Source organism: Phytobacter palmae (assembly GCF_039409775.1).
In the GTDB taxonomy this organism is placed as follows: Bacteria; Pseudomonadota; Gammaproteobacteria; order Enterobacterales; family Enterobacteriaceae; genus Phytobacter; species Phytobacter palmae.
Genome location: NZ_JBCIVJ010000006.1, coordinates 149,741 through 164,167, shown reverse-complemented (window position 1 = coordinate 164,167; position 14,427 = coordinate 149,741). Strand labels below are relative to the sequence as shown.

Genomic DNA, 14,427 nt, shown 5'->3' with positions numbered 1-14,427 from the left:
ATGATTACAGGGGCGAGTTTTAATTTTTGAATATTTGCCTGGTCGCGCAAAAAGTTGATGCGATGTATCCAAACCTGTCAGAACGCAAAAAATGATCCTGAAGATGTGTTTATCATGCATCTTTTGAGCGGAGGGTATATGACGTCAATTCATGGTCACGAAGTGCTTAATATGATGCTGGAATCAGGGGAGCGATATTCACAGGAGAGTCTGGAAGCGGCAATCTCTGCGCGCTTTGGTAAGGATGCCCGTTTTCATACCTGTTCAGCAGAAGATATGACAGCAGCGGAATTGGTGGCGTTTCTGGCATCGCGTGGAAAATTCATTCCCGCCGCAGACGGGTTTTCAACCCACGAAAGTAAAATTTGCCAGCACTAAAAATAATGCGGTAATGAGTCATCATTACCGCATTTTGCTTAATTTGCCGTGTCGAGAGTAGACAGTTCTTTATCGATAAAATAGAGACCTTCGCCGCTTTTACCGGCCAGTGTCAGTTTATCAATAACCGATTTAAAGAGTTTCTCTTCTTCGTGTTGTTCCGCTACGTACCATTGCAGGAAATTAAACGTCGGATAATCCTGTGAGGTCATTGCCACGTGAGCCAGTTCGTTAATTTTCTGGGTGATTAACTGCTCATGTTCGTAAGTTGCACGGAACAATTCATCCAGCGATGCATATTCGGCAAACGGCGACTGGATAGTGTTAATACGCGGTAAGCTGCCGGTATCTGCCAGATAATCAAACAGACGCTGCATATGCGTCATCTCTTCCTGCGCATGGCGACGCAGAAATGCGGCGGCACCTTCAAAGCTGTTATAGCTGCACCAGGCGCTCATTTGTTGATAAAGCAGAGACGAAAAAAGCTCGAGGTTCATCTGCTCATTTAGTTTTTCAATCATTTCAGCTTTAAGCATGGCGCCGCTCCAGAAAATAATAAAAGAAGTAAGAAGCGGCCACTATAATTTGTTATTTAATTATTTGCAAAAGGTAAAATAAAAAATATTTTTTATTAAAAATGAGAATGGGAATAACACGCATTGCAGGGAAGTAATCAGGTAAATGATAATTATTCTTTAATTTAAATAAAAAGTAATGCCAGTAATAATGCACTGGCATTAACTTTTACCAGGTCCGGGTGCCCGTTGTTGGGGTGAGCGCCATACCACGGCACTGATATTGAATAGTAATAGTCGTATTCATGCAGACAGAGCCACTGATCAGGCTACAGGTCGAAATTGGCTGACCATAGGCCACCGCTGTTGCATAACCCATCTGTTGGCACTGTTTGTTGGCGGTACCCTGCGTGGTGTATTCGTCATAATGCGCGTTTTGCATCATGGCCTGATTGAAACTAAGGCGGATCAGACCATTGGTCGTATCGACATTGCTCACTTTGGGTTCTTTTGTTATTGAGCACCCGGCGAGCAGTAGCAGCGAGGCGGCGACAAGGATTTTGTTCATGAAATCGCTCTGATTCTTATAGGCATTCTTGCATCTTACCGACTTATTACGCGGGCAATCGGCAGAATAGCCAACGTAACTGGCCTTTTTACGCGCAACGGCGCTCAGTCTGCCAGGAGGTATAGATTCTGGCAAACAGGTGTTGTTGCCGACGAAATAAAGCCACCAGATGTAAGTTGAAATGCCAGCCGCTACCAGCCTTGATGTCTGCATTGCCTCTTTCTGGGTGAAAGTGGCTTTATAAAGACGTTTTGTTGTAGCGCGTCATAAACATCGCCAGAGCAAGAACGCTACCCGTAATAAAAGAGAGAACAGCGAGGAGGTCAGCGCCCTCCGACAGTGCATTGAGATTCTTACAGACAAAACTGTGAAGGCAATTTGCTTTTTTAAAACTATTTTTCATTAAATTTGAAAGTATGTTTATCAGGTAGTAAGGTTGATTCATATTGGCTACTTGATGCATTAACCAGGAGATGAATATGAAGATTGCACTGATGATGGAAAACAGCCAGGCAGGGAAAAACGCCATCATCCTTAAAGAATTGAAAGCGGTTGCGGATGAAAGAGATTTTCCGGTCTTTAACGTGGGCATGAGTGACGAAAACGATCATCACCTGACCTATATCCACCTTGGTATTATGGCCAGCATTCTGCTGAATGCTAAAGCGGTCGACTTTGTGGTGACAGGCTGTGGAACCGGGCAGGGTGCACTGATGTCGCTGAACATTCATCCAGGTGTGGTCTGTGGTTACTGTATTGATCCAGCTGATGCTTTTCTGTTTGCCCAGATTAACAACGGCAACGCGCTCTCTTTGCCGTTTGCTAAAGGTTTTGGCTGGGGAGCGGAACTCAATGTGCGCTTTATCTTTGAAAAAGCGTTCACGGGACGTAAAGGTGAAGGCTATCCGCCCGAACGCAAAGAGCCGCAGGTCCGTAATGCCGGTATCCTCAACCAGGTGAAAGCGGCTGTGGTAAAAGAGAACTACCTTGATACGTTACGTGCCATCGATCCGGAACTGGTAAAAACCGCCGTTTCCGGCCCGCGCTTCCAGCAATGTTTCTTTGAAAACTGCCAGGACAAAGCAATCGAAGCCTTTGTGCGTGAGATCCTTGCCTGATATCGCGGAGGGCCAGCTCAGCTGGCCTCTGCTTTCCCCACCAGTAGTAACCCGCCACGTTTTTTCCTGCACTCTCTAAATAGTTTTTAAAAATACTCAAAAAATTTTAGTTTGTAAGTTTCAGATTCGAAACCAGTTTTTAACAAAAATACGCTTCCTGAAAAAATAAAACGTGATTTCTATCACGGAAATATTGCTTTTTGTGATGGAGGTCATATTATATGCACATCAACCGATAACACTTGCATAACAAATCGCCGGAGCAAAACATGAAACTGCGCAAAATTCTGAAAAGCATTTTTGAAACCTACTGCAAAACGTTCAAAGATGTACCGCCGGGCGCGATGTTCTGATGATAAAAAAACCTGCCGAGGCAGGTTTTTTATGTCCGAAAAGACAAAAAAAGCGGCGCTCTCGCCGCTTTTTACTTATCAGAAGAAGGCCGAGACCAGCATGTAGCTGGCAGCGCAGGCGCAACTGACGCCAATCAGACCCGGAATAATAAAGCTGTGGTTAATGATAAATTTGCCGATACGCGTGGTACCCGAGCGGTCAAAACCGATACAGGCGAGGTCACTTGGGTAGGTCGGCAGGACAAAATAGCCGTACGAGGCCGGGAAGAATGCGATCAACATTTTAGGTTCAACGCCCAGCATCAGGCCCATTGGCGCAACAGCGGTAAGCGCGGCAGCCTGGCTATTTACCAGCTTCGAAACGAGGAACAGTACGATAGCGTAGGTCCATGGATGGCTTTTCACCACCCCTTCCAGCGCCATTTTCAGTTCGTTTAAATGAGCCTGGAAAAAAGTATCACTCATCCATGCAACACCAAAGACCGAGAAAATAGCCACCATTCCCGCTTTGAATACCGCACCGCCTGAAATGGCGGAAGCGTTGACCTTACAGACCATCAGCATCACGGCGCCAGCAATCAACATCATCATCTGAATGACCAGATTCATTGAAAGTGGCGAGAGTTTCCCTTTTACGTCAAAAGCCGGGCGCAATTGCGGGAGCGCCCCGAGTAACACCACGACCAGGATGCCGGCAAAGAAGATCCATGTTGACCAGTAGGCCTCTTTTGGGAAGCGCTGATTCATCAGGGTTTCACTACTGCCGTAAATGAATTCACGCTGTTTTGGATCTTTTAATTTTTCCTGAAACTCCTTGTCATCAGCCAGATCTTTACCGCGACGCAGACTCCACAGCGCCGCAATAGCTACACCGAAAAGCGATGCCGGAACAGAGACAGCCAATATTTCAAGAATGCTCCACGCATGACCAATACCGTGCTGCGCGCCAAGGATTGAGACCAGCGATACAACGGCAACGGAAACTGGCGACGCGGTAATTGCCATTTGCGAGGCAACTGAAGCTACGGCCATCGGGCGTTCCGGGCGGATATTTTTCTTAAGCGCAATGTCGGCGATAATAGGAAACATCGTGTAAACCACATGCCCGGTGCCGCAAAGAAACGTTAATGTCCAGGTAGTGAAGGGCGCCAGCAACGTAATATGCTGGGGGTGGCGACGTAATAACCGCTCCGCAAATTGCATCATCACGTTCAAACCGCCTGCGGTTTGCAGCGTCGCCGCGCAACCAATAACGGCAAGAATCGTGAGCATAACATCAACCGGCGGCTTGCCCGGTTCCAGACCAAATACAAAGCTCAGGATAAAAAGGCCAATCCCGCTGATTAAACCCAGCCCCATCCCGCCAAAACGTGTCCCTATTAATAAACAGAGAATTATTATGATAAATTCAATGGTAATCATGACTCACCTGTCCTTGACATTAATACATTGCATAAATCATTACATTTTGTAACGTCTCCCAATGAGAGCCAGATCCAATTTAAGCAAATTTAATAAAAGCAATAAGTTATATACCTTTTATTAACATTTAATTCATACCCTGGCAAAGTAACAGGGCAGCCGATGAAGAAAAATTAAACATCTGCTGACTATTCTCTGTGGGGTTATGAGCGATTATTTACAGGCGAGAAAAATTGATACGAAACAGTACAGTGACCATTTTTTAATTTATGATGATTGTTTTGCAATTCCGCGTAACTTTTTTATCCGATCCAGCATAGCCACATTCATCTCTTCGGCCAGAGATTTCATCGCACAGATGGACAGCACCTGGTTTTCAATAAACTGCCTGATGATATTCTCAACAGAGACAACATTGTTGTCTGCATAGTGACTGGCTTGCTAACCGATCAGACCCCTGATGCCTTGATATTTGAACACCTGCTTCATTCGGGCCACGCGTTTTAGTATCTGAATGTGCAGTAACACCCACCACGCCCGGCAGGTGATGTCTCATGGACCTGTTGCCAGGAGAGATATAAAAAGGCGCCGCATGAAACTCAGGGTTCACAGGAGTCTTCAGTTTTTCCCCATTAAACAGCTCATCATAATAATATTATTAAAAAGAAATTTTTGACCGTAATAAAATGAAAACAGCAAATTACTGGGATATCCCTCTACCTCAATTTGCGTTGCATAGCGAGCCCGGAGAAATAAAAATATCCTGACCTATATTACGTTACCGTTCGTTACGCCCCTATGGCACAGGATTGAAAGTTTTTTATTCTGTTACAGCTCGTCGTTTCTCCTTTCAGGTGGGGCAAATATTCTGGCAAAGGAAAACAGATATTCTGTTCCTCTGGAAAATGTTCCCCTGATCGTTGGAAACGAAATAGTGGTACGCCTCAGGCGGCAAGAATGTGATTTGAGAGTTATTTTGAAACAGTGTTTTGATTTATGATAAGGATAATTATCTACAACAACAGGATCAGGAGGATGTAATGAAAAAAGTGGCAGTGTTATTAGCGCCGGGGTTCGAAGAGGCAGAAGCGATTATTACTATCGACATTCTGAGGCGCCTGCATATCGAGGTTGAAACGCTAGCCTGCGCGGAATCGCGGGCGGTGGTCAGCTATCACAACATTCCGATGGTGGCAGATAGTACGCTGACCGAGCGCGCGGAAACGCTTTACGACGCCGTCGTGCTTCCGGGCGGACCGCAGGGCAGTGTGAACCTTGCCGCGAATGCGGACGTTATCGCTTTTGTTAAGCATCATGATGCACAAAATAAGCTGATTTGCCCGATTTGCTCCGCAGCAGCAAGGGTGCTCGGTGGCAATGATCTGCTGAACGGCCGCCGCTACGTCTGCTCCGGCGATCTGTGGCAAGGCGTCCGGAACGGTGAATATGTTGATGCCCCGGTGGTTGAAGACCGCAACCTGCTGAGCGGCAAAGGCCTTGGGCACGCCTTTGATTTTGCATTCGCCCTGTCGGCGCGCTTGCTGGGTAATGAAGCCCCCGTTCGCGATCACGCAGACCACATTTATTACCGTTGGTAATTTGTACACCCCGATGCACCTTGTATCGGGGACAAGGATAACCGAGCTGGAGCTATGGATTATTCTGCTAGTGCCTTTCTCATTTGTATGACAAAACCCCTCATTTTTATGTCTAAATCCGCTGAATTTATGTACGGAATTACTGTAATTCTGCGGTGTGATATTGCTCTCCTATGGAGAATCAATTTCCCGCTAAAACTACTGCCAGAACAGGTATCCAGGGAAGTACGGATCCTAATGCCTTGTTTTATGACCTTTTAAGTGAACCGATAGTTATTTTTCCCTACAGAAAAGAAAGTCAAAGCTGGAGTTAACCATGCACAAATTCACTAAAGCGTTAGCAGCCATTGGCCTGGCAGCCGTTATGTCACAATCCGCTATTGCTGAAACAATGAAACTGGGTTTTTTGGTGAAACAACCAGAAGAACCCTGGTTCCAGACTGAATGGAAATTCGCCGATAAGGCGGGCAAGGATTTAGGGTTTGAGGTAATTAAAATTGCCGTTCCGGATGGCGAAAAAACGCTTAACGCTATCGACAGCCTGGCAGCCAGCGGAGCAAAAGGCTTCGTTATCTGTACGCCGGACCCGAAATTAGGTTCCGCGATTGTTGCTAAAGCGCGCGGTTATGACATGAAAGTCATTACCGTGGATGATCAGTTCGTGAACGCGAAAGGCGAACCGATGACCTCCGTTCCTCTGGTCATGATGGCCGCCAGCGAAATCGGCGCGCGTCAGGGACAGGAGTTGTACAAAGAGATGCAAAAACGCGGCTGGGATGTAAAAACAACCGCTGTTATGGCCATTACTGCCAATGAACTGGATACCGCGCGTCGTCGCACCACTGGTTCAATGGATGCACTGAAAGCTGCCGGCTTCCCGGAAAAACAAATTTACCAGGTCCCGACAAAATCAAACGATATCCCCGGCGCATTTGATGCCGGTAACTCTCTGCTGGTGCAGCATCCGGAAGTGAAACACTGGCTGGTGCTGGGTATGAACGATAACACCGTCCTTGGCGGCGTGCGCGCCACCGAAGGTCAGGGTTTTAAAGCTGCTGATGTGATCGGCATTGGTATTAATGGTGTGGACGCGGTCAGCGAACTCTCTAAAGCACAGGCGACCGGCTTCTACGGTTCTCTGCTGCCAAGCCCGGATGTTCATGGCTACAAAACCAGCGAGCTGCTCTACAACTGGGTCACCAAAGGTGTTGAGCCGCCGAAATTCACTGCGGTTACCGATGTGGTGCTGATCACTCGCGATAACTTCAAAGAAGAGCTGGCGAAAAAAGGGTTAGGCGTGAAGTAAATCTCTGATGGTTGTGCCCTCCCTTGCGAGGGAGGGCCAGAAGTACACTGAACTGATTCACGGAGACGTTATGCAAGACTCTACTCCTTATCTTTCCTTCCGCGGCATCGGCAAGACGTTCCCCGGCGTCAAGGCCCTGAGCGATATCAGCTTTGACTGCCATGCCGGCCAGGTCCACGCGTTGATGGGGGAGAATGGCGCGGGTAAGTCGACCCTGTTAAAAATTCTCAGCGGCAATTACGCGCCGACCACCGGTACGCTGGCAATTAAAGGACAGGATGTTAGCTTCGCCGATACCACGGCAGCGCTCAATGCTGGTGTAGCTATCATCTACCAGGAACTGCATCTGGTACCGGAAATGACGGTGGCGGAGAATATCTATCTCGGCCAGTTACCCCATAAAAGCGGAATCGTTAACCGCTCACTCCTCAATTACGAAGCGGGTCTGCAACTGAAACACCTGGGACTGGATATCGACCCACAGACGCCGCTCAAATATCTCTCCATCGGCCAGTGGCAGATGGTTGAAATCGCAAAGGCGCTGGCACGTAATGCCAAAATTATCGCCTTTGATGAACCGACGAGTTCCCTGTCGGCGCGCGAAATCGAAAACCTGTTCAGGGTCATTCGCGAGCTGCGTAAAGAAGGGCGCGTCATTTTATATGTCTCGCACCGCATGGAAGAGATCTTCGCGCTCAGCGATGCCATCACCGTGTTTAAAGATGGACGTTATGTACGTACCTTCACGGATATGCAACAGGTTAACCATGACCAGCTGGTTCAGGCGATGGTTGGACGCGACCTGGGGGATATCTACGGCTGGCAGCCGCGCGACTATGGCGAGGAGCGGCTACGACTCGATCAGGTAAAAGCGCCGGGTGTTCGCACACCGATTAGCCTGACCGTGCGCAGCGGTGAGATTGTTGGCCTGTTCGGTCTGGTGGGAGCAGGGCGCAGCGAATTAATGAAAGGTCTGTTCGGCGGTACGCGCATTACCGAAGGGCAGGTCTTTATCGACGGTGCTGCGGTTAACATCCAGAAACCGTCACATGCTATCCGCGCCGGTATGATGCTCTGCCCGGAAGATCGTAAAGCAGAGGGGATTATTCCTGTTCACTCCGTACAGGAGAATATCAATATCAGCGCCCGGCGTAAGTTTATCCATGCAGGATGTTTGATCAATAACGGCTGGGAGGCGCAGAACGCCGAGCATCACATTCGCAGTCTGAATATCAAAACGCCCAGTGCCGATCAGTTAATTATGAATCTTTCCGGGGGTAATCAGCAGAAGGCCATTCTGGGACGCTGGTTATCGGAAGAGATGAAAGTCATTTTGCTCGATGAACCCACACGCGGGATTGATGTGGGGGCCAAGCATGAAATCTATAACGTTATCTATGCGCTGGCAGCCCGCGGTGTCGCGGTGCTGTTTGCCTCCAGCGACCTGCCGGAAGTACTTGGTGTCGCCGACCGTATCGTGGTGATGCGCGAAGGTGAAATTGCCGGTGAACTGCTTCATGGTCAGGCCGATGAACAGCGAGCGCTCAGCCTCGCGATGCCTAAAGTTAGCCAGGCTGTCGCCTGAGCAAGGAGAATATGATGTCATCTGTAACTTCTTCTGGCGCACCGAAGTCGCCATCGCAATTTAGCCTGGGCCGCATCTGGGATCAGTTCGGCATGCTGGTCGTGTTTGCCGCACTGTTTATTGGCTGTGCGGTCTTTGTGCCGAACTTCGCCTCGTTTGTGAATATGAAAGGGCTGGGTCTTGCAATCTCCATGTCCGGCATGGTGGCCTGCGGGATGTTGTTCTGTCTGGCCTCCGGTGACTTCGACCTTTCAGTTGCATCTGTTATCGCCTGTGCGGGCGTCACCACCGCTGTGGTGATCAACATGTCGGGTAGCCTGTGGCTGGGCGTATTTGCTGGCCTGATGTTGGGCGTGGTTAGCGGGTTTATTAACGGTTTTGTTATCGCCAGGCTAAAAATTAACGCCCTGATCACGACCCTTGCCACGATGCAAATCGTACGCGGGCTGGCTTATATCATTTCTGATGGTAAAGCGGTCGGTATTGAAGACGAGAGCTTCTTTACCCTCGGTTATGCCAACTGGCTGGGGCTGCCTGCGCCGATCTGGCTGACTGTCGCGTGCCTGATCATTTTTGGCTTCCTGTTAAATAAAACGACGTTCGGTCGAAACACGCTGGCGATTGGCGGTAATGAAGAAGCGGCTCGTCTGGCAGGCGTTCCCGTGGTTCGCACGAAGATCATTATCTTTGTTCTGTCCGGGCTGGTATCCGCAGCGGCCGGGATTATCCTCGCCTCGCGCATGACAAGCGGCCAGCCGATGACGTCTATCGGATATGAGCTGATTGTCATTTCAGCCTGCGTATTAGGTGGGGTATCGCTCAAAGGCGGCATCGGCAAGATCTCCTACGTGGTCGCCGGGATCCTGATTCTCGGAACCGTAGAGAACGCGATGAACCTGCTGAACATCTCGCCGTTTGCCCAGTATGTGGTGCGTGGTTTGATCTTGCTGGCGGCGGTGATTTTTGACCGCTACAAACAAAAGGCTAAACGGACGGTTTAACCCCCTACATCACTCTGATGCTTGATCTTTAAGCATACTTCCAGTAACCCATCAACCGCCAGAATGGTTGATGGGTTATGTATAAAATGGCGAGCAGCGTCACACTGTCTATACTTACATGGCTAATGATAATGAAAGGTTATCGAACGAGACCTTTCACCGTTGACCATTAAGGAGGAAACCAGGGTGGCTGACCTGTTATCTGAACCGCCTGTCTTTTCCGGGAATTTTGCTTTTTTCTTCGATCTTGACGGAACCCTCGCCGATATCAAACCTCACCCTGACCAGGTTTTTGTACCGCCGGATGTTCTCAGACGGCTCGCACGCCTTGCTGAAATGAATGATGGCGCGGTGGCATTGATTTCAGGGCGCTCAATGGCAGAGCTGGACGAGCTTGCCAGACCTTACCGTTTTCCCCTGGCTGGGGTTCATGGGGCGGAGCGTCGCGATATCAATGGTCAAATACATCGGGTCACATTGCCAGAAGAGATCATCGAGCCACTGGAACAGGCACTGAACACGGGGATGGCAGCGCTTAAAGGCGCCGAGCTGGAAACCAAGGGGATGGCGTTCGCTCTGCATTATCGGCAGGCACCGGAGCATGAAGAGGCAATCTTTGCACTGGCGCGCAAAATGGTGGAGACCTGGGGACAACTGGCGATGCAGCCAGGTAAATGTGTCATTGAACTTAAGCCGTCTGGCATCAACAAGGGTGCCGCTATCGACGCGTTTTTACAGGAATCGCCGTTTAAGGGCAGAAAACCGATATTTATTGGTGATGATCTGACGGATGAGCACGGCTTTGAAGTCGTGAATGCGAGATCAGGTATTTCAGTGAAAGTAGGGGCTGGTGCAACTCAGGCGCAATGGCGTCTGGGTTGCGTGAATGACGTTCATCAGTGGCTTAAACGTATAACTGACCATCAAGAAAAAGAAAAAAAGGCGCTAACAAACAGGAGAGATGGCTATGAGTCGCTTAGTCGTAGTATCTAATCGCATTGCTCCGCCTGATGATAAAAAGACCAGCGCAGGCGGGCTGGCCGTAGGGATTCTGGGAGCATTAAAAGCCACGGGCGGATTGTGGTTCGGCTGGAGTGGAGAAATTGGTGATGAGGATGCACCGCTTAAAAAGGTCTCCCGCGGAAATATTACATGGGCTTCCTTTAACCTCAGCGAAGAGAATTACGATCAATATTATTCTCAATTTTCCAACGCCGTGTTATGGCCCGCTTTCCATTACCGCCTGGACCTGGTGAAATTCCAGCGCGAGGCGTGGGAGGGGTATCAGCGGGTAAATTCTCTGCTGGCGGATAAATTATTACCGCTGGTCGAAGATGACGACATTCTGTGGATCCATGATTACCATCTGCTGCCTTTTGCCAGTGAGTTACGCAAGCGCGGTGTGAACAACCGTATTGGTTTTTTCCTGCATATTCCTTTCCCAACGCCGGAAATCTTCAACGCGCTACCGCCGAATGCTGAGCTACTTGAGCAGTTGTGCGACTACGATCTGCTGGGCTTCCAGACCGAGAGTGATCGTCTGGCGTTTCTTGACTGCCTGTCTATGCAAACGCGACTGACAACACGAGGCGGTAAGCACCACAGCGCATGGGGTAAAACGTTCCAGACCGAGGTTTACCCTATCGGTATCGAACCGAAAGAGATTGCCCGGCAGGCTTCGGGGCCACTGCCCCCCAAACTGGCTCAGATCAAAAATGAGCTGAAAAACGTGAAGAACATCTTCTCCGTAGAGCGTCTGGATTACTCCAAGGGGTTGCCGGAACGTTTCCTTGCCTATGAAACATTGCTGGAGAAGTATCCTCAGCACCACGGCAAGATTCGCTATACGCAGATTGCGCCGACCTCACGTGGTGAGGTACAGGCTTATCAGGACATTCGTCATCAACTGGAAACGGAAGCAGGGCGCATTAACGGGAAGTATGGCCAGCTTGGATGGACGCCGCTCTACTATCTGAACCAGCACTTTGATCGCAAAGTGTTAATGAAGGTCTTCAGATATGCGGAAGTCGGGCTGGTGACACCATTGCGTGACGGGATGAATCTGGTTGCGAAAGAGTATGTCGCCGCGCAGGATCCTGCGAATCCGGGCGTACTGGTGCTCTCGCAGTTTGCCGGTGCGGCCAACGAGCTAACCTCGGCACTGATTGTGAACCCCTACGACCAGGATGATGTGGCCGCCGCAATGGACAGGGCATTGACGATGCCGCTGGCAGAGCGTATTGCGCGCCATGCAGAAATGCTTAAGGTGATTGAGCAAAATGACATCAACCACTGGCAAGAAAGGTTTATCAGCGATTTAAAGCTCATCACGCCACGTAGCGCACAAAGTAGCCTACAAAACAAAGTGGCGACTTTCCCGAAAATGGCCTGACCATAGCCCCTTCCGCAGCGCGGGAGGGGTTATTCGCTCAAGGGCACCAGCAAGACATCCACTTTACACGAACCGACTATCGCTTTAGCGGAGCAGGCTGCTCGCGCAAAGAAACTCTGATTGTGATTCCCACAGATAACCAGGTCTACACCTTGTGTACGGCAAGTATGCAGGACGTGCTCGCTGAGCTCACCGGAGGTCATAATTACCTGTTCAATGGGGTAATCAGCACGGCTTACCAGTTCGTCCATAAATTGCTGTGTCTCTTCCTGCAGAATTTCACGCACGTTTTCCATCATCGGCGCTGCAAGCTGATTATACATTTCGGGATCGGACGTTAGTGTGATGAGAGTTAAGCGGGACTGAAACGGACGTGCTATTGACACCGCTTTTGCCACCAGCGCGTGGCTTTCCGGAGAGGCCGATACCGCAACCAACAGATGTGTGTAACCCATGACTGGCTCCTTATCTATGAGGTTCACATATCACCATTACTCCGTTTGCGCCAACGTAGCAATAGACGATTATGGCAAACTTGTGAAGAAAGTCATAAATATTCATTAATTAAACTTATGAAATGGACAGCATGAAGTTTAACCATCTTAATTATAATTAAGCGCTTAAGTGAAATTTTAAGAATTTAAAGTTAAATCTTTAAATTATTAATCGTCTTGATTAACAAATTTAAAATGATCCCGCACGGCAATTAATAAGCGATGCTGTATTTCTAATTTGTTGTTTTATATGGATATTTATTATTGTCTCTTTATTAGAAACGTATCGCCTATTTTAAACGCGTAAAGATAGTACACATCTGACCACTGTGCCGCATTTTGATATGTCATATGAATGAGTATTCGCATTAAAAGAATAGAAAAATGTGTTGTTAGAACAAAAAATAATCAATTCAGAAGCAGGACTGATAGATTTCTTACCAGGAAATGCGTAAATTATGTGACGTGGATCACATTTTTTCCAAAATTTCACTCTGGTCACATTGTATGTCTCTGCACCTACGAGTACAGTTGCGTCGAATTAGGAAAAATCTTAGTTCTTTGTAAGAAATGATTAAGAGTGTGGCAAGGTAAAAACATTTGAGCGAGAGACCTGCCGCACGAGATCCTAAGTCTGTTATGCATTTAGCCTTTCTTTTTATACCGGGTTTTTCCCGGCGACATCACGGGGTGCGGTTTATCCGCATAAGATACAAGTTGGTTATTCGGGATGGGAAAAATGCATACATCCGAGTTGCTGAAACACATTTATGACATCAATCTGTCATATCTGCTCCTTGCTCAGCGTTTAATTAGTCAGGACAAAGCGTCCGCCATGTTCCGCTTAGGCGTTAACGAAGAAATGGCTAACACGCTGGGGGAGTTAACACTTCCGCAGATGGTTAAGCTCGCTGAAACGAATCAAGTCATTTGTCAGTTCCGTTTTGACAATCATCAGACTATTACGCGTCTGACTCAGGAATCACGTGTGGATGATTTACAGCAAATCCATACCGGCATTCTGCTCTCTACTCGCCTGTTGAATGAATCCAGCCAGTCAGGTGAACCAGCCCGGAAGAAAAGGGCGTAATCATGAGCGAGAAAAGTATTGTTCAGGAAGCCCGCGACATTCAGTTAGCAATGGAACTGATCACGCTGGGCGCACGTTTGCAAATGCTGGAGAGTGAGACGCAACTGAGCCGTGGTCGTCTCATCAAGCTTTATAAAGAGCTGCGTGGTAGCCCGCCGCCGAAAGGTATGCTGCCATTCTCCACCGACTGGTTTATGACGTGGGAGCAAAATATTCATGCTTCAATGTTCTGTAATGCCTGGCAATTCTTACTAAAAACCGGGTTATGCAGCGGCGTTGATGCAGTAATCAAAGCTTATCGACTCTATCTCGAACAATGCCCTCAGCCTGAGGAAGGGCCACTGCTGGCTCTGACTCGTGCCTGGACTTTGGTACGTTTCGTGGAAAGCGGAATGCTGGAGTTGTCTCGCTGTAACTGCTGTGGTGGTAACTTTATCACCCACGCGCATCAGCCTGTTGGCAGTTTCGCCTGTAGTTTATGCCAGCCGCCTTCTCGTGCGGTAAAAAGACGTAAACTTTCCCGGGATGCTGCCGATATTATTCCACAACTGCTGGAAGAACAGATCGATCAGGCTGTTTGACCGAATAAGGTGTGGGACAAACTCCA

General features: G+C 48.6%; 15 protein-coding genes. 11 read left to right on the top strand and 4 right to left on the bottom strand.

All coding sequences use genetic code 11. The annotated features are described in order from the left end of the window. The first annotated feature begins 138 nt into the window (after positions 1 to 138). Complete coding sequence (locus tag AAIG39_RS09945) at positions 139 to 378, top strand: YecH family metal-binding protein (RefSeq protein WP_090085765.1); 240 nt, start codon at positions 139 to 141, stop codon at positions 376 to 378. A gap of 38 nt (positions 379 to 416) precedes the next feature. On the opposite strand, the gene ftnA is transcribed toward AAIG39_RS09945, so the two are convergent. After that, entirely contained in the window at positions 417 to 914 is a 498-nt protein-coding gene (gene ftnA / locus AAIG39_RS09940) for a non-heme ferritin (RefSeq protein ID WP_039078667.1), read from the bottom strand. A gap of 208 nt (positions 915 to 1,122) precedes the next feature. Then, positions 1,123 to 1,461 (bottom strand): YecR family lipoprotein, encoded by a 339-nt coding sequence (gene yecR, locus AAIG39_RS09935; protein ID WP_090085767.1) that lies wholly within the window; start codon positions 1,459 to 1,461, stop codon positions 1,123 to 1,125. Positions 1,462 to 1,940: 479 nt separating this feature from the next. On the opposite strand from yecR, the gene AAIG39_RS09930 reads away from it, so the two are divergent. After that, positions 1,941 to 2,579 (top strand): RpiB/LacA/LacB family sugar-phosphate isomerase, encoded by a 639-nt coding sequence (locus AAIG39_RS09930; protein WP_090085769.1) that lies wholly within the window; start codon positions 1,941 to 1,943, stop codon positions 2,577 to 2,579. Between the two features lie 269 nt (positions 2,580 to 2,848). Further along, positions 2,849 to 2,932 carry a stress response protein AzuC gene (azuC, locus tag AAIG39_RS09925; RefSeq protein WP_088218881.1) on the top strand — a complete coding sequence of 28 codons (84 nt, stop codon included), beginning with the start codon at positions 2,849 to 2,851 and terminating at the stop codon, positions 2,930 to 2,932. Between the two features lie 78 nt (positions 2,933 to 3,010). On the opposite strand, the gene AAIG39_RS09920 is transcribed toward azuC, so the two are convergent. Beyond that, positions 3,011 to 4,354 carry an anaerobic C4-dicarboxylate transporter gene (locus tag AAIG39_RS09920; protein WP_343193740.1) on the bottom strand — a complete coding sequence of 448 codons (1,344 nt, stop codon included), beginning with the start codon at positions 4,352 to 4,354 and terminating at the stop codon, positions 3,011 to 3,013. Between the two features lie 1,040 nt (positions 4,355 to 5,394). Between AAIG39_RS09920 and AAIG39_RS09915 the strand changes: the two genes are divergently transcribed. The 6 genes from AAIG39_RS09915 to otsA all read left to right on the top strand — a co-directional run bounded on the left by AAIG39_RS09915 (position 5,395) and on the right by otsA (position 12,236). Beyond that, entirely contained in the window at positions 5,395 to 5,952 is a 558-nt protein-coding gene (locus AAIG39_RS09915) for a DJ-1/PfpI family protein (RefSeq protein ID WP_249572722.1), read from the top strand. A gap of 316 nt (positions 5,953 to 6,268) precedes the next feature. Continuing rightward, positions 6,269 to 7,258: an arabinose ABC transporter substrate-binding protein gene (locus tag AAIG39_RS09910; protein WP_090085778.1), complete on the top strand. Its 990-nt coding sequence runs from the start codon at positions 6,269 to 6,271 to the stop codon at positions 7,256 to 7,258. A 70-nt stretch (positions 7,259 to 7,328) separates the two neighbouring features. Then, positions 7,329 to 8,843, top strand: coding sequence for an L-arabinose ABC transporter ATP-binding protein AraG (gene araG, locus AAIG39_RS09905; protein ID WP_090085780.1), 1,515 nt, complete (start codon positions 7,329 to 7,331; stop codon positions 8,841 to 8,843). A gap of 11 nt (positions 8,844 to 8,854) precedes the next feature. Further along, the gene (araH, locus tag AAIG39_RS09900; protein WP_343193739.1) at positions 8,855 to 9,844 is read left to right on the top strand and encodes an L-arabinose ABC transporter permease AraH; all 990 of its coding nucleotides are present in this window, start codon (positions 8,855 to 8,857) and stop codon (positions 9,842 to 9,844) included. Between the two features lie 186 nt (positions 9,845 to 10,030). Beyond that, entirely contained in the window at positions 10,031 to 10,837 is an 807-nt protein-coding gene (otsB, locus tag AAIG39_RS09895; RefSeq protein ID WP_090085784.1) for a trehalose-phosphatase, read from the top strand. After that, positions 10,812 to 12,236: an alpha,alpha-trehalose-phosphate synthase gene (gene otsA, locus AAIG39_RS09890; RefSeq protein ID WP_343193738.1), complete on the top strand. Its 1,425-nt coding sequence runs from the start codon at positions 10,812 to 10,814 to the stop codon at positions 12,234 to 12,236. The genes otsB and otsA overlap by 26 nt, the downstream gene beginning before the upstream one ends. A 29-nt stretch (positions 12,237 to 12,265) precedes the next feature. On the opposite strand, the gene uspC is transcribed toward otsA, so the two are convergent. After that, complete coding sequence (gene uspC, locus AAIG39_RS09885; RefSeq protein ID WP_090085788.1) at positions 12,266 to 12,691, bottom strand: universal stress protein UspC; 426 nt, start codon at positions 12,689 to 12,691, stop codon at positions 12,266 to 12,268. 778 nt (positions 12,692 to 13,469) lie between these two features. Between uspC and flhD the strand changes: the two genes are divergently transcribed. After that, on the top strand, positions 13,470 to 13,820 hold the full coding sequence (flhD, locus tag AAIG39_RS09880) for a flagellar transcriptional regulator FlhD (RefSeq protein WP_249572721.1): 351 nt from the start codon (positions 13,470 to 13,472) through the stop codon (positions 13,818 to 13,820). Positions 13,821 to 13,822: 2 nt separating this feature from the next. Then, positions 13,823 to 14,401: a flagellar transcriptional regulator FlhC gene (gene flhC, locus AAIG39_RS09875; protein WP_039078678.1), complete on the top strand. Its 579-nt coding sequence runs from the start codon at positions 13,823 to 13,825 to the stop codon at positions 14,399 to 14,401. Positions 14,402 to 14,427 lie beyond the last annotated feature (26 nt).

Excerpts from the sequence above, each read along its gene's own strand:
- AAIG39_RS09915 (WP_249572722.1), top strand. The coding sequence starts at position 5,395 with ATGAAAAAAGTGGCAGTGTTATTAGCGCCGGGGTTCGAAGAGGCAGAA.
- araH (WP_343193739.1), top strand. The coding sequence starts at position 8,855 with ATGATGTCATCTGTAACTTCTTCTGGCGCACCGAAGTCGCCATCGCAA.
- AAIG39_RS09920 (WP_343193740.1), bottom strand. The coding sequence starts at position 4,354 with ATGATTACCATTGAATTTATCATAATAATTCTCTGTTTATTAATAGGG.
- flhD (WP_249572721.1), top strand. The coding sequence starts at position 13,470 with ATGCATACATCCGAGTTGCTGAAACACATTTATGACATCAATCTGTCA.
- otsA (WP_343193738.1), top strand. The coding sequence starts at position 10,812 with ATGAGTCGCTTAGTCGTAGTATCTAATCGCATTGCTCCGCCTGATGAT.
- ftnA (WP_039078667.1), bottom strand. The coding sequence starts at position 914 with ATGCTTAAAGCTGAAATGATTGAAAAACTAAATGAGCAGATGAACCTC.
- AAIG39_RS09930 (WP_090085769.1), top strand. The coding sequence starts at position 1,941 with ATGAAGATTGCACTGATGATGGAAAACAGCCAGGCAGGGAAAAACGCC.
- AAIG39_RS09945 (WP_090085765.1), top strand. The coding sequence starts at position 139 with ATGACGTCAATTCATGGTCACGAAGTGCTTAATATGATGCTGGAATCA.
- yecR (WP_090085767.1), bottom strand. The coding sequence starts at position 1,461 with ATGAACAAAATCCTTGTCGCCGCCTCGCTGCTACTGCTCGCCGGGTGC.
- uspC (WP_090085788.1), bottom strand. The coding sequence starts at position 12,691 with ATGGGTTACACACATCTGTTGGTTGCGGTATCGGCCTCTCCGGAAAGC.
- flhC (WP_039078678.1), top strand. The coding sequence starts at position 13,823 with ATGAGCGAGAAAAGTATTGTTCAGGAAGCCCGCGACATTCAGTTAGCA.
- azuC (WP_088218881.1), top strand. The coding sequence starts at position 2,849 with ATGAAACTGCGCAAAATTCTGAAAAGCATTTTTGAAACCTACTGCAAA.
- araG (WP_090085780.1), top strand. The coding sequence starts at position 7,329 with ATGCAAGACTCTACTCCTTATCTTTCCTTCCGCGGCATCGGCAAGACG.
- AAIG39_RS09910 (WP_090085778.1), top strand. The coding sequence starts at position 6,269 with ATGCACAAATTCACTAAAGCGTTAGCAGCCATTGGCCTGGCAGCCGTT.